The following is a 21,947-nucleotide window of genomic DNA, read 5'->3' as shown; positions in this document are numbered from 1 at the left end:
TACTTAGGTAAGCCTAAGCTAAGTTACAACTGTTGAGGTTTCCTCAGAAACCACGCAGTTCCCACTGGTACCCCTGTCAGGGAGTTGACCCCGCATGACCTCGTCCCCCCGCAGAAGCCGTCGCACCGTCACCCGTGCCGCCATCGCCCTCGCCGTGGCCGCCGGCAACACCACCGCGCTGGCGGGCACCGCCTCCGCGCACACCTCGGCCGGCACCGTCACGGTCGCGCCGCTCGTGAAGGGCCTCTACCAGTCCTCGTACTCCGAGCGGAACAAGGTTCTGTGGACCACGTCCGCCGTGGGCCGTCCGCCGGTCCTCGCCTCCAGCCTGCTGAAGGTGGACCCGAAGTCCCTCACGGTGGAGCAGACCATCACCCCGCCGGTCACCGACACGGCCACGGGGGCGCTGGAGGCCGTCTACGGCGTGGCCGTGGACGACGAGCACAACACCGTCTGGACGACGAACACCCGCAACAACACCGTCGCCGTCTACAGCCAGCGCACCGGCGCGCACCTCGCCACCCTCCCGGACGTGGGTCACGCCCGGGAGATCGTCGTCGACGAGCGCCACGACACGGTGTGGGCGAGCGCGTTCGCGGACGGCACCCTCGTCGCCTTCGACTCGAAGACCCTCAAGGAGAAGAAGCGGGTCACCGTCGCCGGGTCCTCCCCGACCGGCCTGGTCGTGAACGAGCGCACCGGCACCGCCTACGCCGCGGACCTCAACGGCGACCAGATCATCGAGGTCGCCCCCCGGTCCACGGCCCCGCGGCTCATCCCCGCCGGCGACGGCCCGATCTCGGTCGCGCTGTCGAAGAACGGCAGGACCGCGTACACCGCCGACCAGACCGGTGGCGGCCTCTCGGTGATCGACCTGAAGAAGGGGCTCGTCACCAAGTCCGTCGCCACGGGCGCGGGTGCGCTGTCCGTCGCCGCCGACGACCGCACGGGCAACGTCGTGGTCGTCAACCGCACCGCCGCCACGGCGACGGTCGTCGACCCGCGCAAGGGCGCCGTCGTCCGGACGGTCACCACGGGCGCCAACCCCAACCACGTCACCGTGGCCGGCGGCACGGCGTACGTGGTCGACAAGTCCGGAGCCGGCCTCGACGGCGCCGACCAGGTGCACAGCTTCCGCGTCACCCGCTGACACCGCTCCTGGGGCCGCTCCCCCACATCTCGCGGCTCTCCCTCCCCCCACACCTCCCGCAGCCGGGTGTCCGGCCCGCCGCTCCTCGCGGCGGGCCGGACACCCGGCTGCTTCGTACGGCCGGCACGGCGGGCGCACGACCCGGTCCGTACCGCCGTACGTGCGCGCCGGCCGGTGTCGCCGGCGGGCTCCGGCGGTGGTGTGCCGGGAGCCTCCGCCCGCTAGTTCGCGCCACACCTCGGGTGCCACGGGCGGGGCTCACCGGGGACGCCCGTATCCGGACGTTCCCTGGTCGGCCCCGGACGGCCGTCAGACGTTCTCCCGTGGGACCTCCTCGTTCCAGGTGCGGGAGAAGACCCGCCGCCCGTCCTCGTAGCCGTCGAGCGTCGCGTCCACGTGGAAGGCGTCCTCGTCCGAGGTGAGCACGGTGCGCGTCTCGATACGGACGTCCCAGCCGGGACGGCCGAAGCGCATCTCCCAGGCCGACTCGCCGCGCACGGACCCGAAGTCCTCCCCGGTCCAGCTGTACTGCTCGCGGGCCCTCAGCCCGGTCTCGATCCCGGTGTCCTCGTGGCGCTGGAGTCCGCGGTCCTTCACGATGTCCAGCACGGACCGGTAGTTCACCAGGTCCCTCGACACGGTCCACGCCTGCTCCGGCTCGCTCAGCCGGGTGACGGCGGGGGGTGCGCAGCCCTCGGGTTCACCGAAGGGCTGCAGGGCCTTGTCCTCCGGTACGTCCTCGCGCCGCACGGGCAGGGTGAGCGTGCCGCCCTTCTCGTACACGCTCAGGAGCGCTGGTGCGGGCGCCGGCCAGACGAGCGGCCAGTACGAGGTGGAGAGCGACAGGCGGATGCGGTGTCCGGGCGGGAACGCCTGCGCGACGCTGTGCAGCGGTACGCGGACCCGGTGACGCGTGCCCGGTTCCAGGGCCTCGGGGGCTTCCTCGCTGTCGCGGTGGGTCAGGTTGAGCACGCCGTAGGTCACCCGGGTGGAGCGCCCGTCCGGCGCCACGTCGGACAGCCTGACGTTCAGCTGCGCGACCGGGGCGTCCGCGGAGACCTCCACGTCGACGACGGGGGCGCCGAGGATCTCGACGCGTCCGTCCAGCGGTTCGGTCTGGAAGACGAGTGAGCCCCCGTCCTCCTCGCGCTGGTCGTAGGGCAGGTCCGGCGGGGCGTTGTAGGAGGCCCACTTGCCGGCGAACTGGCCGACGGAGAGCGGCGACTGCACCGTGTGGACCCGGTCCTCCTGGTCCGCGAGGTCCTCCGGCCGGCCGAGGTTCCCGTCACGCAGCGGGAGGACGGTCTCACCGACGTGGGGCGAGGGCCAGGACGGCTCGCCGATCCACCGCCCGGGCCGTTCCTCGTAGGAGGTGGAGGGCGGGACGCTCTCCTGCATCCAGGTCCGGAGCATGGGGCCGTCCATGACGCCGTTGTCGACGCCCTTGAGCCAGTGGTCCCACCAGCGCACGACCTCCTGCAGGTACCCGATGGCCGGTCCCGGCTCCCCGAGGTGCGGGAGCTTGTGCGACCAGGGGCCGATGAGTCCCTTGCGGGGCACGTCGACCCGGCTCAGCAGCCGGGTCACGGCGTTGGAGTAGCCGTCCGCCCAGCCGCTGGAGGCGAGCACCGGGCAGCGCAGCGCCGAGTAGTCCTCGCTCAGGGAGGCGTGGCGCCAGTACTCGTCCCGCTTCGGGTGGCGCAGCCACTCCAGGACCCAGGGGCGCGCGGCGTCGAGCCGCTCACGCCACATCTCCCGCCAGCGTTCACCGACCACGGCCGGATCGGGCGGACACGTGGCGTACGCGAACATGGTGCCGGCCTCGGCCAGGTTGTCGGAGAGCATCGCGCCTCCGAGGTAGTGCATGTCGTCCGCGTACCTGTCGTCGGTGAACGACGCGATGCAGATGGCGCGCAGGCTCGGCGGGCGGCGGGCGGCCGTCTGGAGGGCGGCGAAGGCGCCCCAGGAGATGCCCATCATCCCCGTGCGGCCGTCGCACCAGGGCTGTTCGGCGATCCAGGCCAGCACGGCCTCGGCGTCACGCTGCTCCTGCTCCAGGTACTCGTCCAGCAGCACCCCCTCGGACTCGCCGGTCCCCCGCACGTCGACGCGTACGCAGGCGTAGCCGTGCCCGGCGATGTAGGGGTGGTGGATGGCGTCGCGGGTGGAGGTGAGGTCGTTCTTGCGGTACGGGATGTACTCGAGAACGGCCGGCACGGGTTCGTTGTCCGAGGCGGTGGGACGCCAGATCCGTGCGGAGAGCTCGACTCCGTCGTCCATCGGGATCGTGACGTGCTTCTCTTCCTGGATCGCGCAGGGCAGCTGGTCGACGTAGCGCATGCCTGTGCGGCCTCCTTTCGTCGTGCGGGACGTTCCGGGTCACTCGGTCTTCACATCGCGGCCTCCGGGCTCCGTCTCGTCGAAGGTGAGTCCGAGGGCGGCCACGCAGCGGTCGAACTTGCGGCGCAGGTCCTCCTCGTCGGCGCCGCCGGTGAAGATGTGTGCCACCTCGTAGCTGTAGCTGTCCTGCTGCGAGACCGTGGAGAGCTTCTGCCCGTCCTCGGGTACGACATCGATGCGCACCCCCGGTATCTCGCGCTCGATGGCGGCGATCCCTTCAGGGGTGGGGACCTCGTGGACCTTGCCGTCGCCGAACCAGCGGTAGTACCACTTGGCGGCCACGGCGTAGGGCCCCTTGCCGCCGGTGAGTTCGGGGTCGTGACCGAGCGCGAGGCTGATCATCCGGTGGTGGTTGGGCGCGCCGTCGACGTAGTCGAAGAGCTCGGCATGGGACTGCGAGTGGCGGGGGTTGATCTCCAGAAGGCTGATGTCTTGGGTCTTCGGATCGTAGAAGTACTCGATGCTGAAGGTGGCCGACTCCATGCCGATCTGCTGCATGGTCCGTTCGCTGACGTCATGGAGCTTGCGGATCACGGGGGCGGGGAGGCTGCTCGGGTACTGGTGGCGCAGGAAGCAGGGAGAGCCCGGGTAGTTGATGGAGTCCAGCACGCCGTACACGGTCGCCCGGCCTTCGTGGACGTATCCCTCGACGGCCACCTGGATCCCGGTCATCGCCTCCTCGGCGAGACAGACCTGGCCGCCGACGCCCTCCATCTCCGGAGGCAGTTCCAGCAGGTCGAGCACGGAGTCGAAGGGCCTGCCGACCCGGCCGATGCCCTCCCGGATCCGGTCGACGGCCGTTCTGAACTCCGTCATGTCCGATACGCCGAAGGCCAGTTCCGAGGAGTAGGCGAGGGCCGGCTTGAGCCACATGGGGAAGCTCACGCCCTCGGGCGGCTTCGGGTCGTCCGAGTCCAGGTCCACCCGGCCGAAGGCCGGGATCTCGTCGATGACCTTCTGCTGCTCCAGACGGCTCCAGTACTTGTGCTCGCACTTGACCACGGATTCGAGGCTGGTCGTACGCACTCCGTACTCCTTGCCGAGCATCGGGACGAGGGTGCTCACCGGGAAGTCCCAGTACCCGACTATCGCGTCGATGCTGCCGTCGTGCGCGTCGAGAACGGCTCGGGCACGGTCCATCAGACCGGGCACGGACACCTCGCCCTCCTGCAGTTCGTCGATGCCCAGCAGGCGGTGGAACCGGTAGGAGCCGGCGTCCGGGACTGCTTGCAGCGTCGGCAGGTTGGAGTCGTCGAGACCGATGACGAAGATGTTCTTGGGCTGCCCCTGGGGCATGTGGTGGTTTCCCTTCCGTAGGAGGTGTTCCTGCACACCACAGCGCGTGCCCTCGGCATCGGCCGACATGCGGGGTGATCCTCGACGGCGAGCGGTCCGGCCGTTCGGCCTGCCTCAGCGCACCCCGCGGGTGCGGTACTGGACGCTGATCCGCGGCCCGCGGGCGTACGCGGTCTTGGGGACGGCGTGCTGCCAGGTGCGCTGGCAGGAGCCGCCCATGACGATCAGGTCGCCGTGGCCCAGCGGCCGGCGCACGGTGTCGCCGCCGCGGCAGGGGCGCAGCAGCAGGTCGCGCGGGGCGCCGAGGGAGAGGATCGCCACCATGGTGTCCTCGTGCGAGCTGCGCCCGGTCAGGTCGCCGTGCCAGGCGACGCTGTCGCGCCCGTCCCGGTAGTGGCACAGCCCGGCCGTGGTGAAGGGCTCGCCCAGCTCGTCGCCGTAGTGGGCGGACAGCGCGTCGCGGGCCTCGTCCAGGACGGGGCTCGGCAGGGTGTCCCCGGCGCCGTAGAAGGAGAGCAGGCGGGGCACGTCGACCGTCCGGTCGTACATCTGGCGGCGTTCGGCCCTCCAGGGCACGGCGTCCGCGAGCTCGGCGAAGAGCTCGTCGGCGCCGCTCAGCCAGCCCGGCAGCAGGTCGATCCACGCCCCGTCCCCGAGGACCGTCCTGCGCACGCCGGCGAGAGGGCCCAGGTGCGGGCGGTCGGCCTGGTCGAACAGGGAACCCTGGAGATGAGCGGACATGGGGACCACCCTACCGCTGAATAGAACACACGTTCCTATCCGTGGGTGGGGTCGGTCCCCTCCGGGTCGTCGCCGTCGAGCTCCGGCTCCAGGCCCTCGGCCACCTCGGTCCTGCCGAGGCCCGCGTCGGCACGCCACGCCTCGAACGACCAGCCGGTGAGTGCCACCACGGCCAGCCCCAGGGTCCAGCCGCCGACCACGTCGCTGAACCAGTGGACGCCCAGCGCGACGCGGGTGAATCCCACCCCCAGGACGGAGACGACCGCCACGGCCCAGCACAGGGGGCGCAGACCGCGCCGGACCAGGGGCAGGAGCACGAGCAGCAGGACCGCGAACGAGGTCGTCGCCGCCATGGCGTGACCGGACGGGAAGGAATAGCCGGGAGCGTGCGCGACCGGGTCCGGGAGCGACGGCCTGGCCCGCTCGACCACCATCTTGACCAGCAGGCCGATGAGCCCTCCGGCCACCGCCGTGACGGCCGACCAGGCGGCGAGCCGCCACGCGCGGCGGTACAGCAGCCACAAGGTGAGGACGGCCACCGCGGCGCGCAGGGTGACGGGATCCCACACCACGTCGGAGAAGAAGCGCAGGGTGCCGGTCCACGCCGGATGGTCGAGGGCGGTCCGGTTCAGCCACCGGGCGGCCCCCGCGTCGAGGCGCCGCAACGGCAGCCACCCGCTCTCCACCAGGACGAGCAGGAGGCCGAAGAGGACGGCGGCGACGGCGGCGGCCGCCGCGGAACCGAACAGCCGGACGCCGAACCGGCGGTCGGCGTCCTTGCGCCTCCGTCGCAGGGCGGCCGGGACAGCGGGTCGTGCGGGCATTCAGGCTCCAGGGTCGGGTTGTACGGGACCGGGCCGCTTGGCCCGCACCGCTTCCAGCTGGGCGGCGAAGGAGAGGCCGAGGAAGAGGGCGATGGACGTGAGGTAGGCCCAGAGCAGCAGGGACATGAACGCCGTGAGCGGGCCGTAGACGGTGTCGAAGGAACCGCTGACCGCGAGGTAGAGGCTCAGCAGCCAGGTCAGTGTGGTCCAGAGCACCAGGTACACGGCGGCGCCGAAGGCCAGCCAGGTGTAGCCCGGCTGCCGGCGCCTCGGCGAGCGGCGGAAGATGGCGCTCGCCGAGAGGAGCACGAGGACCACCCCGGCGGGCCAGCGCAGCAGGTCCCAGGCGGACCGGGCGCCGGGGCTCAGGTCGTACACGTCGACCACCGCGGCGACCAGGTCGCCCCCGGCCACCATCGCGACGAAGCCGATGCCGAGCGGGATTCCGGCCGTCAGCGACATCACCAGTCCGCGCAGGTACTTCCGGTGGAAGACCCGGTCGCGCTCGACCCCGTAGATGCGGTTGGCGCCGCGCTCTATCTGGCACATCGCGGTCGTGGTGTTGGTGAGGGAGAAGACGAGGCCGAACCAGAGGGCGAGCTGGGCGCCGTCGTCCGCGTGCTGCCGGCTGCGGTCCAGGGCGTCGTCGACCACGTCGGCGCTCGGCCCCGCCGTGATGCGGTGGATCGTCAGCTCGGCCACCCTGCCCAGGTCCTCGGTGTGCAGGGCCGTGGACAGCCCGACGAAGGCGATGACCAGCGGCACCACGGCCAGCACGGTCTGCAGCGCGAGCGCCCGGGAGTGGCTGAAGCCGTCGGCGTACCGGAAGCGGACGAAGGAGTCGCGGAGCAGCGGCCAGCGGCCGTAGCGCCTCAGGGTGACGAGGGCCTCGTCACCGGAGAGCTCGCTGCCGACCATGTCGCGGGTCTGCGGGACCCTCGTGGCGGTGCCCATGTCACTCCCCTCGCGCGGGCAGGAGCACGGTCAGCGCGCCGGGCCTGACCTCGGCGGTGAGACGCCGGCCGGGGGCCACGGGGTCGCCGTCCAGCTCGCGCTGCTGCGGGGTGTCGAAGCGGATGTCCGCACGGCGGAAGGTGAAGTACTCCACGGAACGGGCACCCCCCTCGCCGCCGGCCCCGCTGCGGGGGCGCATCAGCGTGGTGACGGCGCTCAGCCAGCCTCCCGGGCCGCGCGGGTCGAGGATCATGAGGTCGAGCAGCCCGTCGTCGGGGCGGGCGTCCGGGACCAGGGCGGCCCCGCCCTGAACCTTCCCGGTGTTGGCGACGAGCACCATACGGGCACTGCGGCGCAGCGGGCGCGCCCCGTCGAGGGCGACCGTCAGGCGCATGCGGGGTGCGCGCAGCTCCCGCACGCCCGCCATGACGTAGGCGGGCCAGCCGAGCACGGCCTTGGCCCGGTCGCTGGTGCCCTCCAGCATGGCGGCGTCGAGACCGGCGCCGGACATCACCGTGAAGTGTGCGGGCGCCATGCCGTCGCCCTCGATCCGGCCCAGGTCGATGCGGTGCGGGGCGCCGCGCAGCGCGACGGCCAATGCATCCGCCGGCTTCACCGGGAGGCCGAGGTTGCGGGCGAGGAGGTTACCGGTGCCGCACGGCACCACCGCGAGCGGGACGCCCGTGCCCGCCAGGGCGTCCGCGGCGGCGCGGACCGTACCGTCGCCGCCGCAGACCACGACGAGCGAGACCCCGTCCCGTACGGCGCGATCCGTCTGCCCCTCCCCCGGGTCGTCGGCCGTGGTCGGCACGAACTCCACCTCGTGGTGCCCGTGGTCCTCCAGGACCCGCCGCAGCTCGGCGCAGGCGCTCTCGTCGGTGACGGTGGGGTTGAAGACCACCGCGGTGCGGCCGGGCGCGGGGGCCACCGCCCCCGCGGGGGCCGTCGCCGCGGACGGTGCGGCGGCGGGGACATGGGGACCCGTCAGCAGCGCGCGTCCGACGACCAGCAGGGACAGCCCGCCGTTGAGCAGGCCCCCGGCGATGTCCGTCGGGTGGTGCATCCCCCGGTACGCCCGGGCGAACCCCACCAGGACGGGCACGAGCAGCAGGAGCACCGCCACCACTTTGCGCCACGGTCCCTTCGCCCGGTGCAGGACCAGGACCGCGAGACCGGCGTAGAGGGCCGTCGCCGCACCGGTGTGTCCGGAGGTGTAGCTGGAGGTGGGGGGCGAGGCGTCGAGCCGGTCGACGTCCGGCCGGGTGCGGTCCACCGCCTCGGTGATGACCAGGAAGACGAGGGACTGGAGCGACACGGCGACCGACAGGAAGAGCGCGTCCCGCCACCGCGGGAGCCGGGGCACCAGGAGCAGGGCCAGGCAGGCGAGGACGGTGCCGACGACGACCGTGAGCGTGTTGCCCGCCTCGGACACGATCAGGGACAGCGTGTCGAGGGTGCCGGTGCGGGCCCGCTCGAGCGCCTCGTTGACCTCGTCCTCGGACGTCAGCGGCCACACCCCGGCCGCCGGGCCGGTGAGCAGGAGACCGAGCCCCACCATCAGGGCGGTCTGGCAGACCGCCGTCGAGGCGATGACCCCCACGGCGCGGCCCATCCCCCCGGCGGTCTCCGGGGCCCCGCCCGGCGCCTGCGGGGTTCCGGCCCCGGTGGCGGCGGCTCCCCCGGGGCGCGCCCCGTCCCTCGGGTGGGGCGGCGACGGCGTGTGCTCACCGGCGCTCGGCGGCAGGGCGGAGACGCGCCCGGTGAGGGCGGTACGTCTTTCCGGCAGGTCGGTCGGCATGGCGTTCCCGTCGTTCGGTGCCCCTCGGGCTGCGAGTGGGACCGGGCTGTCCCCGGCGATTCGGCGTCTTCCCCCTCCGCGGCCCTCCAGACCTGCCACCTGCACCGGTGCCCTCCCCCCGGGTGCGGGCCGCGTCCCTCCCGGTCGCAGCGGCGGGGGATCGGCCATAAGCTGCCGGGGTCGACGGGAAGCGGTCATCAGGGTCCTGACCAGGCCTTCTGTCCCGTCCGGCCGCCGCGCCCCTGCCGGGGAGGGCGGGCGGACATCCGGGAGAACCGCAGTAGTGAGCCGCTCCTCCGTGGGCAGGAGAGCGGCGAAGCCGCACGCCCCGCGTACGGGCGACGGCGGACACGGCATACCTCAAGGGAAGGAGCGCCCGATGCCGGAAGAAGGACGCGGTGACGACGTCTACCAGCCGGACGGTTCGGACACGGACAACCGGCCGGCGGACGACCTCGACCCCGAGAACGTGATCGACGAACCCGACCTCGACGACATGCTGGACACGGGGTACTCCCCGCCGGAGAAGCCCCTGGGCGTGTCGAAGTACGGCACGACCGGCGAGGAGCAGCGGGAGGGCGAGTCCCTCGACCGGCGCCTCGCGCAGGAGGTTCCGGAGGCGGACCCCCTGGCCGGCGGGTCCGACGACGGTCCGGAGGACAACGGTCCGGAGGAGGACGACGCCGGGGACGCACGTGCCGGCCGCGTCGCCACGGCAGACGAGGAGCCCGGCACCCCCGCGCGCAACAACCGGGTGCTGGGCCGGGACGTCGGCATCGACGGGGGCGCGGCCTCCGCCGAGGAGGCGGCGGTGCACATCCAGGACGACGACGCGATCTGAGCCGCAGGGCGGCACGCCCGCGCCGGGTGATCCCGGCGGAGCACACGCACGGCCCGGCCGTCGGGCCCCCGCACCGGGGTCCGGCGGCCGGGCCGGCGCACGTCCGGGGCCGGCCCGCCCGTCCCTGCGGGCGTCCCCGGTCCTCCTATGCGCCTCGAACGCCGCCTATGCGTCCTGCCTCCCGATGCATGGCACGGCCGGCCCGGAGACGGTTCAACTGATCCCCGAGAACCCGGAACCGGTCGATGCACATCACCCACACGGGAGGCGTCCGATGACAACACCTCTGGCCGACTACGCGCAGTTCGCCGGAAAGCGGATCGCGATCGTCGAGCACATGCAGAACCACCCCTTCGTCCTGGGCCTGAAGCAGGCCCAGGAACACGGCCTGGAAGTGTGGCTGCTGACGGGTGACCGGTCCTGGTACACCCACGGACACGACTGGGACACCCACCCCCTGTCCATCGTGGACCGGGTGATCGACGTCGACACCACCGACCTCGAAGCGGTGCTCGCCGTCGTCACCGGCGAGGACGGGGCGCCCCTGGTCGACGGCATCACCTCGTTCTCCGACTACCACACGGAGCTCGCGGCGCAGGCCGCCGCCCGTCTCGGGCTGCCGGGCCCGGACCCGGCCGCCGTGCGCACCGCCAACATCAAGGACCAGCTGCGGATCGCCCTCGGCGACGAGCCGTTCAACATCCCTCACGTGCTGGTGGGCCACCGGGGCCAGCTGGAGGAGGCGGCCCGCCGCCTCGGCTTCCCGATGATCGCCAAGCCTCCGGCGGAGGCGATCAGTTACGGCGTCCGCAGGGTCGACGACATGGCCGGTCTCGTCGAGGCGTGGGAGGAACTCTCCGCCGTCCGGCACAGCCTGCGCGGTCAGCCGCGCAGCGGCGAGGTCCTGCTGGAGCAGTACGTCGAGGGCGAGGAGGTCAGCGTCGAGACGATGACCGTGGACGGGTACACCCACGTCTTCGGCGTCACCTCCAAGGACCTCTTCGGCGACCCCCTCTACATCGAGTGCGGGCACACCTTCCCCGTGCCGCTCCCCGACGACGAGCGCGACGAGCTGTACCACGTGGTCCGCACGACGCTGGAGATGATCGGCTACCGGCACGGCCCCTGCCACACCGAGGTCCGGCGCACCGAGTCCGGCTGGCGCATCATCGAGGCCAACCCCCGTACCCCGTCGAGCTGCATGACCATGCTGGTGACCGACGTCACCGGCCGCAGCCCGATCCTCGACGCCTGGCTGCTCACCATCGGCGTCACCCCGCCGATCGAGCCCGTCGTCCACCGCGGGGGCGCGGCCGTGCGCATGATCTACCCCACCCGGCGCGGGACCCTCTCGCACATCGACGGTCTGGAGGCTGCGGCGGCGGTGGAGAACGTCCAGGTGCTGCTGCACGTCGAGAAGGGCGACCACCTGCTGGAGCGCATGGACAACTCCTCCTGCGTCGGCTTCACCTACTGCAACGGCCCGGACCGGGTCGCCGCGCAGGAGCTCGCGGACAAGGCGGCCGCGCTCCTGGACTTCGTCGTCGAGGAAGACCTCCGGTGAGCCCGTATACCGAGGGCTCGGACGGGGTGCGGCCGGTCGCGGACGCGGCCGGTCTCGAAGCGGCGGGGTGGAGTGCGCTGCTGGGGGCGGAGGACTTCTTCCAGACCCCCCGGTGGCTGACCGTGCAGGAGCACAACTCCGGTACGGCGATGGACTTCCTGGTGCGTGAGCGGGACGGCGTCCCGGTGGCCGGGCTGGTCACCGCCTGGGCCGACACCTCGGTCGCCTGGCTGCTCGCCCGGCCGGACGCCATGCTGAAGCGCGCCCTGGAGCAGGAGGTCCCCGAGGCGGCCGGTGTGCTGCGCGACGTCGCAGGGGGCGACCCGGACAGCCTGCTGCCCTCACTGGTCTGCGGAGGGCGGCATCTCGGCCGCACCCGGGCGCTCGCCTCCCAGGACGCCACCGAGGACGACCTCGCGGCCCTGGTGGGGAGGGCGGAGGCGATGGCGGCGGACCGGGGGGCGGCCACCGTCTGCTTCCCCCACGTCGACGTGCGGGACACCCCGCTCGTCGCCCTGCTGGAGAAGCGCGGCTACCACCACCACCCGTCCGACCACTACGCCTGGCTGGACATCCCGCCGGGCGGTTTCGAGCAGTTCGTCGAGGAGATGAGCGCCCACCGGCGCCGCCGGGTGCGCCTGGAGCGGCGGGCGCTCGCGGAGGCCGGCGTCGAGGTGAACGTCGAACCCCTCACCCAGGCGCTGGCCCCCCGGCTCGGGCAGCTCGACGCCAACCTCCTGCGGAAGTACGGGAATCCGGCCAGCGACGAGGGCTCCGCCCGGATGATCGGCCGGATCGCCGAGATCATGGGCGACGACGTCCTGGTGTCGGTGGCCCGGCAGCGCGGCAGCATCATCGGCTTCGGCATGGTGCTGCGCTCCCGGGCCCGTGGCGAGGAGCAGTGGTACGGCCACCGCGCCGGCTTCGACTACGAGGCCCAGGGCAAGCTGCCGCTCTACTACGACGTCCTCTACTACGAGGTGCTGGACGCCGCCGCCAAGGAGGGCGCGACCGTCCTGCACGCGGGGATCGGCAGCGTCCAGGCCAAACTGGCCCGCGGCTGCGCGGTCAGCGAGCAGCGCTCCTACCTGCTGCCGCTGCCCCGCACCGGAGACACCGCGGGCGCGCCCGCCGACGACCGGGAGACGACCACACGATGAACCCCGTCACCGATCTCCAGGAAGGCGGCGGCTGGAACGCCGCCGTCGGTGCGAAGGTCGCCCCCTCGGGCCGTCGCGGGGGCACGCTGCGCCTGGTCTCCTCGGCCGACGTCGACTCCCTCGACCCCGCCAGGACCTACTACGTCTGGGTGTGGCTGCTCCAACGCCTCCTCAACCGCACGCTGATGGCGTACCCCACCGACCCCGGGCCGGCGGGCCTGGTACCCGTACCTGACCTCGCCGAGGGGCCGGGGGTGGCGAGCGACTCCAACCGGACCTGGACCTACCGCCTCCGCGAAGGTGTCCGCTTCGACGACGGCACTCCGGTGACCTCGGCCGACGTACGGTACGCCGTGCAGCGGATCTTCGCCCAGGACGTACTCCCTGGGGGGCCCACCTATCTGGTGCCGCTGCTGGACGACCCGGACCACCCGTACGCGGGGCCCTACCGGGACGGCGAGGACGGCCTGCCCTCCGTGCTCACGCCGGACGCGCGCACCATCGTGTTCCGGCTGCGCACCCCGTTCTCCGACTTCGACCATCTGATGGCCCAGCCGTGTGTCTCCCCCGTCCCGCGGCACGCCGACACCGGGGCCCGGTACGGCGAGGACCCGCGGTGCACCGGCCCCTACCGGGTCGCCGAGCACCGGCCGGGCAGCAGGCTCCTGCTGGAACGCAATCCGCACTGGGACCGGGCCACCGACCCCGTGCGGCCGGCGCTCCCGGACCGGGTCGACGTCACCATAGGCCTCGACCTCGACGACATGGACGAGCGGCTCATCGCCGGCGAGTTCGACATCAACCTGGAGGGCCGCGGCCTCCAGCACGCCGCCCAGGCCCGTCTGGCGGACGACCCGGTGCTGCGCTCGCGCACCGACAACCCGAAGACGAGCTTCCTGCACTTCGTCTCGCTCCAGCCGCACATCCCGCCCTTCGACAACGTGCACGTGCGGCGGGCCGTGCACTACGCGGCCGACAAGATCCTCCTCCAGGAGGCCCGCGGCGGCCCGGTGACCGGGGGCGACCTGACCACCGCACTGTTCCCGCCGAGGCTCCCGTCCCACCAGCTGCTGGACCGCTACCCGACCGGGCCCGATCTGCGCGGCGACCTCGACGCCGCCCGTGCCGAGCTGGCGGCAGCCGGGCTGCCCGACGGCTTCGACGCCGTCATCGGCACCCAGCGCGGGAAGTTCCGGCTGGTCGCCGACGCGGTCGTGGAGTCGCTCGCCCGGGTCGGTATCCGGCTGACCGTCAAGGAACTGGACGTGGCGACGTACTTCAGTCAGGGTGCGGGCTCGCCGGAGACGATCCGCAAGCACGGGCTCGGCCTGATCGTCACCGACTGGGGCGCCGACTTCCCCACCGAGTACGGCTTCCTGGCCCCCTTGGTGGACGGCCGGCTGATCCGCCCGGGCGGCGGCAACTGGAACATCGCCGAGCTCGACGACCCGAAGGTCAACGAGCTGATCGACACCGGGCTGCACACGGCCGACCCCGCTGCCCGCGCCGAACTGTGGCGGGAGGTGGAGCGCCGGGTGATGGACCACGCGGTGATCCTCCCGCTGGTCCACGACAAGACCCTGCACTACCGGGGTCCCCGCGCCACCGATGTCTATGTCCACCCCGCCTTCGGCCTGTACGACATCCAGGCCATGGGCGTCATCGACGACTCCACCGACCAGGAGACCGACACCGAATGAACGACGCAGCAGCGGATCTCCGCTTCGTCCCCCTGGACGCCGGCGACACGGCCACGCTGGACGCCTGGCTCCGACTGACCGCGGACGGCGCGGACGGCGTCCCGCTGTCCGCCGCCCCGCCCTGCGAGGCCGACCTGGCCGGCTCGGTGCGCTTCGCACCGCCGGGCACCGCGCTCGCGGGCGAGGTCGCCTTCCTGGACGGGCAGGCGGTCGGCGCGGTCCGTCTGGTGCTCCCCGACGGCGCGCCGGTCGCCGTCGTCGACCAGTTGCTGACCGCGCCCAAGGAGCGCCGTCAGGGCATCGGGACCGCCCTCGCCGGGCGGGCCCGTGCCCTGGCCGGCGAGCACGGCCGCACCCTCCTGGTGGCCGACGTGGTCCAGGCACTGCCCGGCGGGCCCGCCCGTGACGAAGGCCCGGCCGCGTTCGCCGCCGCGATGGGCGCCACCCCCTCCGAGGGCCCGGAGGGAGTCCACCAGTGGCTCGACCTGGCCGGGCACGACCCGCTCACCGGCGGCATCCCTGAGGTCCCGGCCGGCTACCGGCTCCAGCGGTGGGGGACCATCACCCCCGACGATTTCGCAATCGCCGTGTCCGAGCTCGGCCAGTCACTCGGCGAGAGCCGCCCGGAGACCTGGGGGGAGGGACCCGAGGCGATCCGCACCAGCCATGTGCGGCGCTACGAGCGGATGCGGGTGGGCCGCGGCCGGCGCGCGTACCACGTGGGCGCCGTGCACGAGGAGACCGGTGAACTCGCCGGCTTCACCAGCACCTCCAAGACCACCGGCAACCCGGAGCACCTCCTCCAGGGCATGACGGTGGTGGCGGCGGGGCACCGCGGCCACGGCCTGGGGCTGCTGATGAAGCTCGCCAATCTCGCCCATGTGCGGGAGTACGAGCCCGGCGTGCGGCTGATCGAGACGGCCAACGCCGATGACAACCGTCCGATGATCGCGCTCAACGAGGCGATGGGCTTCGTCCCTCAGGAGCGCTTCGTCTCCTGGGAGGCTCCGGTCGCCCCCGCGGTCTGACCGCCCGGCGGCCGTCCCCCGCCCCCTCCGGGGACGCGGGGGACGGCCGCCGCACGCCTGCGCTCCCGCAGGAAACGCGGCAGCCAGCCCGTGCCGAGCAGTACCCCGGCGACCACGGCCAGCCCGCCGGTCACCGCCCATCCGGTGGGACGCTCGTGCAGGACCGCCCAGGCGCCGGCCATGCCGACCACGGGCACCAGCATCGAGAACGGCGCGACGACACCCGCCGGGTAGCGCTTGAGCAGGGCGGTCCAGATCCCGGAACCGACGACGCTGCCCAGCACCGCGATGTAGACGAGCGCGACCAGGCTCGGCCAGCCGTCGGGGCCGAACGCCGAACCCAGCGCCCGCCATCCCGTGGCCGGGCCCTCCATCACGGCCGACAGCGCGAGCAGCGGCACCGGCGGGACCACCGCCATCCACAACGCGAAGCGCAGGGGGTACTCGGGCTTCGCCTGACGGCTGGCCAGATTGCCGAAGGCCCAGCCGACCGCCGCCAGCACCGTCAGCACCAGCGGCAGGAGCGGTGCCGTGCGTGCGCGGTCCACCGCGATCACCACCATGCCCAGGACCGCCAGCCCGATGCCGGCCAGCTGCCGCCCGGTGACCCGCTCGCGCAGGAGCAGCGCCCCCAGCAGCACGGTGAACGGGGCCGCCGCCTGTACCACCACGGACGCCAGACCCGAGGGCATGCCCTGCTCGATGGCGAGGAAGAGCAGCCCGAACTGGGCCACGCCGAAGCCCAGTCCGTACCCGAGCAGCCAGCGCAGCGGCACCCCCGGGCGCGGCACGAACAGGACGACCGGCACCGCCAGCACGAGATAGCGCAGCGCCGCCAGGAAGAACGGCGGGAAGTGGTCGAGGCCGACCCGTACCGCGAGGAAGTTCAGTCCCCAGAGCACGGCCACCAGGACGGCCAGCGACCGGTCCCGGGCGGTCACCGCGACGTACCGGTGAGCAGTCCGGACTCGATGACCCGGCCGCCCATCCCCCGCAGGAACTGGCCGTCGCCGATGAGCTTCTGGTCCTCGGCGCGCTGCTGGAGCACGAGTGTGTACCGCACTCCGTCGGGGTCCTCGAGCAGCCAGCAGAACATCATCACGCCGGGGCACGAACCTCCCTTGAAGACCACGCGCGGCCAGCGGGCGGAGTCGACCGGGACGCCCGGGTACGCCGTCAGGATGTCGTCGACGACCCCGCTCGGGTCCGCCGCCCCGTCCTCGGCCAGGGCGATCAGCACCCGGGACACGTCCCAGGCACTCATGTGCCAGTCCAGGCCCAGCCGGTGCACGGTGGGGCCGAGGTCCGAGCCGCGTACGGTCATCGGGCCGGCGATCCGCTCCAGCAGGCGCCTGCGGCCCGCCTCGTCCGCGGCCACCCACTCGGCGCGCGTCTCCGGCGCACCCCAGCCGATCTCGAAGACCTCATGGCTCGTCAGGAACGGTCGCAGCACGGAGGGATCGCTGTGCCCGCCCGCCACCACGGCCCGCTCCACCGCGTCCCGGCCCAGCAGGTCCTGGACCAGGTCGGCGGCGGTGTTGTCGCTCATCGCGATCATCTTGTACGCCGTCTCGCGCACGGGGACCCGGGTGCCGTCGGGCAGTTCCTGCATGTCGCCGGTGGGCAGGCTGCGCAGGGCCGGACGCACCGTCACCTCGTCGTCCCAGCGCACGGTGCCGGCGGCCACCGCCTCCGCCAGGGCCCGCATCAGATACAGCTTGTACGAGGAGCCGTTGGGCATCTGCCGGTCTGCGTCCTTGGCGTACAGCGTCTCGGTCGCACCGCCGTCCGCCCGGGTGACGAGCGCGGACCAGGTCACCCCCGGCTGGTCCAGCGCCTGCTCCAGGTCCTCCCACGCGTGCACGGGCGGTGTCACCGTCTCGGGTCCCAGGTGCAGGACGCGGATCAGACCGGAGGAGTCGAGCGTCAGCGACAGCGTCGAGCGGACCCCGGACGGGCCCGTCAGGGTCACCCAGGACTTGTGGGCCACCGGCTGGTAGTCGGCGACGGTGAACGGGCCCTGTCCACGCCACTGTTCGACCACCTCCGAGACGCCCCGGGGGTGCCGGGCGAGGAAGACGGGGACGAAGGCCCCGGACAGGTCCTCCTCCGCCGGTGCCTCGGGGGCGGTGAGCAGCTCCACCGCCCAGCGGGTGCGGCGCCCCAGAGGAGTGCCGTCCGCGTCGAGCGCGGCCTGCGCGTCCGGGCGGACGGAGGCGTCGGATCCGGGCAGATCGATCATCATCGCTCCTCGGCGGCCGTTGCCGACCGGTCGGGTCGGTCCTCGGTGACAGTGATGGCCGTACACGGGCAGAGGTCGGCGCACAGCCGGACCGTCTCGTACAGTTCGGGCGGCGGTTCGGGCAGCAGCAGGACCACGGTGCCGCTGTCGGGGTCCTGGTCGAAGACCTGCGGCTCCGTCGCCGCGCACCGGCCCATCGCGCAGCAGGCGTCCGTGTCCACGGCCACGGTCAGCCGGCCGGCGCTCACCAGGTCACCGGGAGCTCGCCGAGCCCGTAGCTGGACACCTCGTGCCGGAAGTCCAGGTCCCCGAACGGGACGGCGAGCCGTGCGCCCGGCATCCAGCGCAGGACGGCGGCCAGCATCTCCTCCAGCTCCACCTTGGCCAGCCACTGGCCGAGGCACTGGTGGATGCCGTGGCCGAAGGCGAGATGGCGGCGGGCGTCGCGGCCCGGGTCCAGGGTGTCGGGGTCGGGGAAGACCGACTCGTCCCGGTTTCCGGCCGAGAGGGACACGACCACTCCCTCGCCGGCCCGGATCGTCACGTCGCCCAGCTCCACGTCCTCCAGCGCGGCACGGGCGAGGCCGTTCTGCACGATGGAGTGGTAGCGCAGCAGTTCCTCGACCGCCTTCGGCAGCAGCTCGGGGTCCTTGGCCAGCGTGTCGGCGAGCCCCTGGTCGGTGACCAGGCTCAGCAGGCTGAGGCTGGCCTGGCTGGTCGTCGTCCCGTGTCCGGCGACCAGCAGCAGCCGGCACATCGGGACCATCTCCTCGACGGTGAGGTTTCCCGTGCGCACCTGGTCGACGACGAGGCGGCTCAGCAGGTCGTCGCCGGGCTCGGGCATCCGCATGCGCTCCTCGACGACGTCACGGAGCAGGCCGTCCAGCTCGTCGCGGGCGGCGGCGACCTGTGCGGGCGGGTAGCCGCGGTCGATGAGGATCCCGGCACGGTTCTCGATCAGCTCGCGCTGCTCGTCGGACACCCCGAAGAGCAGCGCGATCACGCGGGAGGGGACGGGGATCGTCAGCCCGCGCACCAGATCCACCGGGCGCTCGCCCTTGGTCAGCTCGCCGAGCATCTCGTCCAGGTGCTCCCTCAGCACGGGCCGCATCGCCTCGGCCCTGCCGTGCAGGAAGTCGCGGGTGAGCATGGACCGCAGCCGCGAGTGGTCGGGGTCGTCCATGCGGATGAAGGAAGCGGTGTGGGGCTTGTCCCGCACCAGCGGGGACGTGGTCGTCATCATCGGGAAGCCGGGCGCGCTGGTCACCGCGGTGAACCTGCGGTCGCCCAGAACCGCGCGGACGTGCGGATGCGCCGTCACCAGCCACACCTGGCTGCCGTCCCACATCGTGATGCGGCTCGCGGCGGGGCCGGACCTCAGCAGGGCGAGCGGCGGCGGTGGATCGATCGGGGAGACGCGCTCCATCGGATAGGACGGCGCCGCTGTCGCCTTCGGGGATGCTGCGTCCTGCGTCATGGGGTCCCACCTATCGCTGCACGGGCATGCCGACGTGAAGTAGCGGCCCCATCCTCACCGCCCGCGTCGCGGCCTCCCGTTCGGGGCGGCCCGACCTGCATAACCGGCCACGAACGCACATAACAGGGGCCGCCGGTGGCCGTTCACCGGGGGTCCGACCGGCTGCTACGGTCGGCGCGCCGTACCGTCGACGCTTTTCGGCCGGATCCCCGCTCCGGCCCGACCCCCGGGGAACGAGGACCACATGAGTTCATCGCTGCAGGGAAAAGTCGCGCTCGTCACAGGCGCCAGTTCAGGGATCGGCAGGGCCACCGCGCGTGCCCTGGCCGCGGCAGGGGCCTCGGTCGCCCTCGCCGCGCGCCGCGCCGGCCGTCTCGAGGAGCTGCGCGGCGAGCTGGAGGCGAAGGGCGCCACCGTGCAGGTCCTCGACCTGGACGTCACCGACGAGCAGGCGGTGGCCGCCGCCGTCCGCTCCACCGTCGAGACGCTCGGACGGCTCGACATCCTGGTGAACAACGCCGGGCTGATGCTGCTGGGCCCGGTGGAGGACGCCGACACCACCGACTGGACCCGGATGATGGACACCAACGTCATGGGCCTGATGTACATGACCCACGCGGCCCTCCCGGAGCTGATCCGGAACCAGGGCACGATCGTCCAGATCTCGTCCATCGCCGCCCGCGTCGTCGGACGGGGCAGCGCCGTGTACAACGCCAGCAAGTTCGCGGTCAACGGCTTCAGCGAGGGACTGCGCCAAGAGGTCACCGAGCGCGGGGTGCGGGTGGTGGTCATCGAACCGGGCACCGTGGAGACCGAGCTGCGGGACCACATCACGCACGCGCCGTCCAAGGCCGCGATCACGGAACGCGTCGCGAAGATACGCCAGTTGCAGAGCGAGGACATCGCCGGTGCGGTCCTGTACTCCGTCACCGCGCCCCCGCACGCCACGGTCAACGAGATCTTCATCCGCCCCACCGACCAGGCCTGAGCCGACCACTCTCCCGGCGGGCACCGCACTGCGCGGTGCCCGCCGTCGTGCTGCGCGGGGGTGGCCTGGGGCGAGAGAAGGACGAGGAGCGGAAGGAGAGAACGCCTGCCTAACGTGAGCCGCAACAGGCCGTCACAGGTGAAGAAGAGGCGTCATCCATAACCGTAAGGAAGCCGTTCGTGCCTTCTGCGATACACGTGCCCTCCGTTCCCGACCGGTTGACGCGGCTGCCGTTCTCGCGTCCGGACCTACGGCTGCTGGACGCGATCGGACAGTGCGGTGACCTCGCCGAAGCGGCCCGCAGGGCGGGGCTGAGACCCCCGGCCGCCCAGCGCCGGCTCGACCGGCTCGACCAGGCCACGGGACTGCGGCTGACCTCGCGCGGAGCCCCCGCCACACGGCTGAGCCCCGACGGCGCCCGGGTGCTCGTCGCCGGGCGGCGGTTCTTCCGCCAGGTGGACCAGGCCGTGCAGACCGAGATCTACGGGCGCGGCGCAGAGGCCCTGAACGCGCCCCGCATCCTGGACATCGCCACGGCCGAACCGCTCATGGAGGACCTCGTCGAGGACGCGGCCGACACCCTCGGGATCCTGCTGTCGGTCAGCCACGACACTCCGCTCCAGGTGCTCCGGCAGCTCGACGGGTACCGGGTGGACGCGGCGCACACCTGGGGGCTGGACACGCTCTCCCACGCGGTCGACCGCACCGTACGCACGTACGACGTCCTGGACGACCCGCTCTGGGTGACGCTGCCGGTCGGGCATCCGCTGGCGGGCCGTGCCACGGTCTCCCTCGCCGATCTGCGCGACGAGAACTGGGTCTCGGAGGCCGGGCCCCGGGCGGAGGTCCTGGTGAGCCGGGTCTACCGGTCGGCCGGCCTCACCCCGCCCGACCGGATCCAGGTCACCGGGGCGTCGGTGGCGCGGGGGATGCTGCGGCGCGGCGATGCCATCGGCCTCGGCTCCCCGGCCTGCCCCGCCGTGTTCGCCCCTTCGCTGGTCCGCCGGTCGCTGGTGGAGCGGCCCCGGAGGGCGGCCGGGCTCCTGGTCGATCCGGCGGTCGTCCCCGGGGCCCTGGCCCAGCAACTGGCCGCGCTGCTCACGGCCCGCTGTCTGAGCAGGTTCACCGAGCACCACGGCGAGATGCTCCACGATCCGTGGTGGGCCGACTGGCTGCGCGGGCAACGGGCGGCGCTGGAGCGCCGGACCGCCGCGGCGCTCAGCCTCCAGTCCCCGCCGGCGCTGCCCGACGAGTCGGTGCAGGTCGACGTGGAGGACCTCCACCTGCTGCGCGCGGTGGCCGACCACGGCAGCATCAACCGCGCGGCGGCCGTCCTCTCGATCAGCCAGTCCGCTCTCACGCGGCGCATCCACCGGCTGGAACTCCGTCTCGGGGCACGCCTGTTGCTGCGGAGTTCACGCGGTACGGACCTGACGGCGCCGACCCGGCAGTTCCTGGCCCGGCTGGCCGCGTTCGAGGCCGAACTCCACGCGGTGGGCCTCTCGGGGGCGGACGACTCGGCGCCGGTGCCGGGGCCCGGCGGCAGCACGCAGCGGCGCGCGAGCCGGGCCGTGCGGAGCGTTCCGGTGCGGCCTGGCAGGGCCGCGCCCGAACGCGGCGCGGTGCGGCCGGTGGTCGCCGGCCGGAGCTGACGTCGTCCCGGGCCCACGGCGGCCCGGGACGACGACGGCGGGGGGGGCCGCGGCGGGGGGGCCCCCCGGGCCCCCCCCCCGGGGGGAGCCCCCCCCCCCCCCCCCCCAAAAGAAAAAAACCACACAACCCCC

At 72.9% G+C, this 21,947-nt stretch carries 18 protein-coding genes; 8 read left to right on the top strand and 10 right to left on the bottom strand.

Annotated elements, in window-relative coordinates:
• Positions 1 to 94 precede the first annotated feature (94 nt).
• Positions 95 to 1,150, top strand: a complete 1,056-nt coding sequence (locus ACFC51_RS35505; RefSeq protein ID WP_376532880.1) for a YncE family protein — start codon at positions 95 to 97, stop codon at positions 1,148 to 1,150.
• A 309-nt stretch (positions 1,151 to 1,459) separates the two neighbouring features.
• Here ACFC51_RS35505 and ACFC51_RS35500 read toward each other — a convergent pair whose 3' ends face one another.
• From ACFC51_RS35500 to ACFC51_RS35475, 6 genes are all read right to left on the bottom strand, one after another.
• Entirely contained in the window at positions 1,460 to 3,490 is a 2,031-nt protein-coding gene (locus ACFC51_RS35500) for a CocE/NonD family hydrolase (protein WP_376532878.1), read from the bottom strand.
• Between the two features lie 39 nt (positions 3,491 to 3,529).
• Entirely contained in the window at positions 3,530 to 4,846 is a 1,317-nt protein-coding gene (locus ACFC51_RS35495) for an acetyl-CoA carboxylase biotin carboxylase subunit family protein (protein WP_376380335.1), read from the bottom strand.
• A gap of 114 nt (positions 4,847 to 4,960) precedes the next feature.
• Positions 4,961 to 5,587, bottom strand: a complete 627-nt coding sequence (locus ACFC51_RS35490; protein ID WP_376532876.1) for an alpha-ketoglutarate-dependent dioxygenase AlkB — start codon at positions 5,585 to 5,587, stop codon at positions 4,961 to 4,963.
• Between the two features lie 35 nt (positions 5,588 to 5,622).
• Entirely contained in the window at positions 5,623 to 6,411 is a 789-nt protein-coding gene (locus ACFC51_RS35485; RefSeq protein WP_376380329.1) for a phosphatase PAP2 family protein, read from the bottom strand.
• Positions 6,412 to 7,365 carry a YihY/virulence factor BrkB family protein gene (locus ACFC51_RS35480; protein ID WP_376380326.1) on the bottom strand — a complete coding sequence of 318 codons (954 nt, stop codon included), beginning with the start codon at positions 7,363 to 7,365 and terminating at the stop codon, positions 6,412 to 6,414.
• A 1-nt stretch (position 7,366) separates the two neighbouring features.
• A complete protein-coding gene (locus ACFC51_RS35475; RefSeq protein ID WP_376532874.1) occupies positions 7,367 to 9,163 on the bottom strand; it encodes a diacylglycerol kinase family protein in 1,797 nt (598 codons plus the stop codon).
• Between the two features lie 379 nt (positions 9,164 to 9,542).
• Here ACFC51_RS35475 and ACFC51_RS35470 point away from each other — a divergent pair, with 379 nt between their 5' ends.
• From ACFC51_RS35470 to ACFC51_RS35450, 5 genes are all read left to right on the top strand, one after another.
• Positions 9,543 to 10,004: a DUF5709 domain-containing protein gene (locus ACFC51_RS35470; RefSeq protein WP_376532872.1), complete on the top strand. Its 462-nt coding sequence runs from the start codon at positions 9,543 to 9,545 to the stop codon at positions 10,002 to 10,004.
• 274 nt (positions 10,005 to 10,278) lie between these two features.
• Positions 10,279 to 11,568, top strand: a complete 1,290-nt coding sequence (locus tag ACFC51_RS35465; RefSeq protein ID WP_376532870.1) for an ATP-grasp domain-containing protein — start codon at positions 10,279 to 10,281, stop codon at positions 11,566 to 11,568.
• Positions 11,565 to 12,728 (top strand): GNAT family N-acetyltransferase, encoded by a 1,164-nt coding sequence (locus ACFC51_RS35460; protein WP_376380315.1) that lies wholly within the window; start codon positions 11,565 to 11,567, stop codon positions 12,726 to 12,728. The genes ACFC51_RS35465 and ACFC51_RS35460 overlap by 4 nt, the downstream gene beginning before the upstream one ends.
• On the top strand, positions 12,725 to 14,428 hold the full coding sequence (locus tag ACFC51_RS35455) for an ABC transporter substrate-binding protein (RefSeq protein ID WP_376380313.1): 1,704 nt from the start codon (positions 12,725 to 12,727) through the stop codon (positions 14,426 to 14,428). Before ACFC51_RS35460 ends, ACFC51_RS35455 begins: the two co-directional genes overlap by 4 nt.
• Complete coding sequence (locus ACFC51_RS35450) at positions 14,425 to 15,456, top strand: GNAT family N-acetyltransferase (RefSeq protein ID WP_376380310.1); 1,032 nt, start codon at positions 14,425 to 14,427, stop codon at positions 15,454 to 15,456. Before ACFC51_RS35455 ends, ACFC51_RS35450 begins: the two co-directional genes overlap by 4 nt.
• Here the strand turns inward: ACFC51_RS35450 and ACFC51_RS35445 are convergent.
• Genes ACFC51_RS35445 through ACFC51_RS35430 form a run of 4 tightly spaced genes read right to left on the bottom strand, consistent with a single transcriptional unit; the run spans position 15,408 to position 19,175 of the window.
• Positions 15,408 to 16,397 (bottom strand): EamA family transporter, encoded by a 990-nt coding sequence (locus ACFC51_RS35445; RefSeq protein ID WP_376532868.1) that lies wholly within the window; start codon positions 16,395 to 16,397, stop codon positions 15,408 to 15,410. The two genes, ACFC51_RS35450 and ACFC51_RS35445, sit on opposite strands and share 49 nt — an antisense overlap.
• A complete protein-coding gene (locus tag ACFC51_RS35440) occupies positions 16,394 to 17,698 on the bottom strand; it encodes a Cpe/LpqF family protein (protein ID WP_376381216.1) in 1,305 nt (434 codons plus the stop codon). Before ACFC51_RS35440 ends, ACFC51_RS35445 begins: the two co-directional genes overlap by 4 nt.
• Positions 17,698 to 17,946, bottom strand: a complete 249-nt coding sequence (locus tag ACFC51_RS35435) for a ferredoxin (RefSeq protein WP_376532866.1) — start codon at positions 17,944 to 17,946, stop codon at positions 17,698 to 17,700. The genes ACFC51_RS35440 and ACFC51_RS35435 overlap by 1 nt, the downstream gene beginning before the upstream one ends.
• A complete protein-coding gene (locus ACFC51_RS35430) occupies positions 17,943 to 19,175 on the bottom strand; it encodes a cytochrome P450 (protein WP_376381222.1) in 1,233 nt (410 codons plus the stop codon). The genes ACFC51_RS35435 and ACFC51_RS35430 overlap by 4 nt, the downstream gene beginning before the upstream one ends.
• Before the next feature lie 244 nt (positions 19,176 to 19,419).
• On the opposite strand from ACFC51_RS35430, the gene ACFC51_RS35425 reads away from it, so the two are divergent.
• Both ACFC51_RS35425 and ACFC51_RS35420 read left to right on the top strand, forming a co-directional pair.
• Positions 19,420 to 20,163, top strand: coding sequence for an SDR family oxidoreductase (locus tag ACFC51_RS35425; protein ID WP_376381225.1), 744 nt, complete (start codon positions 19,420 to 19,422; stop codon positions 20,161 to 20,163).
• A 179-nt stretch (positions 20,164 to 20,342) separates the two neighbouring features.
• Positions 20,343 to 21,815, top strand: coding sequence for a LysR family transcriptional regulator (locus ACFC51_RS35420; RefSeq protein WP_376381228.1), 1,473 nt, complete (start codon positions 20,343 to 20,345; stop codon positions 21,813 to 21,815).
• Positions 21,816 to 21,947: the final 132 nt, after the last annotated feature.

The organism is Streptomyces sp. NPDC055962, assembly GCF_042270185.1.
Classification (GTDB): Bacteria; Actinomycetota; Actinomycetes; order Streptomycetales; family Streptomycetaceae; genus Streptomyces.
Note: the sequence above shows the minus strand (reverse complement) of the source record. Positions and strands in the feature narration are given on the sequence as shown.